Consider the following 1,323-nt stretch of genomic DNA (forward strand, 5'->3'; position numbering starts at 1 on the left):
TTATTTTCAGCGGCTTCTTCTTTTGGATAGATAATTTTTACTTGATAGGTCATATCTACTATTATATCAAGATGTGAGCATAAATTGGGAAAATGCGAAGAAAAAATAGAAAATTTTTTGTTTCTATTTTTAGTCAGCATCAAAATTTATTTTTTTTATCACTTTTTATTGGTGCAAACTGAATTATTATAGATTTTTATTTTTTACGCAAATTGTAAAATGAAGTTAGCCACCTTGAGTCAAGCAAAAAACATCTGAATCTCTTATACTAGAAGTTCGACCAAATAGTATAAAAAGGAAATTCAGATGCAAGACTATTCTATCACAAGCCAGAGCAAAGGGAAACACCTGACCAATCAAGACCGTTTAAACATTGAACGTTGGCACAATAAAGAAGGACTGAGCAACCGTGAGATTGCGCGCTTATTGAATAAAGCTCATGGGACGATTGACAGAGAGATGAAGCGAGGGGAAATCCAGCTCAAGCGGAAGGTAAAATACTCTGCTAAAAAGGCTCAAGAAAATTATGAAGGATTGAGGGCTCACAGTGTTCGTCCGAGTAAACTCACGACTGAGATTGATTGTTATGTGAGTACACGTCTTAAAGAAGACAAGGACTCTTTGGAAGTCATTCATCAGGCTCTAAAAGGAGTTTCTCTGAGCAGCCTCTACAATTGGGTCAACTGGGGCTGGTTAGAAGCCAAGCGTCATCATCTTTTCTATCCGCAGTATAAGGCGGCAAAGAAAATCAAACCTCGTGCGCCAAAGCATCCTTTTGGCAAGTCTATTGAAGAACGGCCTGAGTTCATTAACAATCGCTTAGAAGTGGGGCATTACGAGATTGACACGGTCATTCTTACGAGAGCTAAGAACAAGGTGCTTTTGACGCTCACAGAGCGAAAATACCGCACGGAGATCATTCGCTTGATTGATGGGAAAACAGCACAGGCGGTCAATGATGAGCTGGTGGAACTTCAAAAAAGTTATGACTTCAAATCCATTACCCCTGACAATGGCCATGAATTTGCAAGGCTCTCTGAGGACGTAAGCTGTCCAGTTTACTATGCACACGCCTACGCGAGCTTTGAGCGAGGGACGAATGAAAACCATAACCGAATGATTCGTAGGCATCTGCCAAAAGGCACAACAAAGACGACCCCTGAAGAAGTCGCCGCTATCGAGTATTGGATGAACCATTATCCAAGAAAAATGTTCAACTATAAGAGTTCATATGAGATGAGCTTGGCTGGCTAACTTGGACTTGCAATTTGCGATTTTTACTCGCTCGGAATCGCCCTGCCTGCCAGCAACTCACCCGAGCGG

General features: G+C 41.2%; 1 protein-coding gene. It reads left to right on the plus strand.

Annotated features, from left to right (window positions below; translation table 11 throughout):
* Positions 1–306 precede the first annotated feature (306 nt).
* Positions 307–1,254, plus strand: a complete 948-nt coding sequence (locus AB0I81_RS64070) for an IS30 family transposase (protein ID WP_351004109.1) — start codon at positions 307–309, stop codon at positions 1,252–1,254.
* Positions 1,255–1,323: the final 69 nt, after the last annotated feature.

Origin of the sequence: Nonomuraea sp. NPDC050404, assembly GCF_040655495.1 — a bacterium.
GTDB lineage: Bacteria > Actinomycetota > Actinomycetes > Streptosporangiales > Streptosporangiaceae > Nonomuraea.

Bases quoted from the DNA above. Each gene is read 5' to 3' on its own strand.
- AB0I81_RS64070 (WP_351004109.1), top strand. From the start codon at position 307: ATGCAAGACTATTCTATCACAAGCCAGAGCAAAGGGAAACACCTGACC.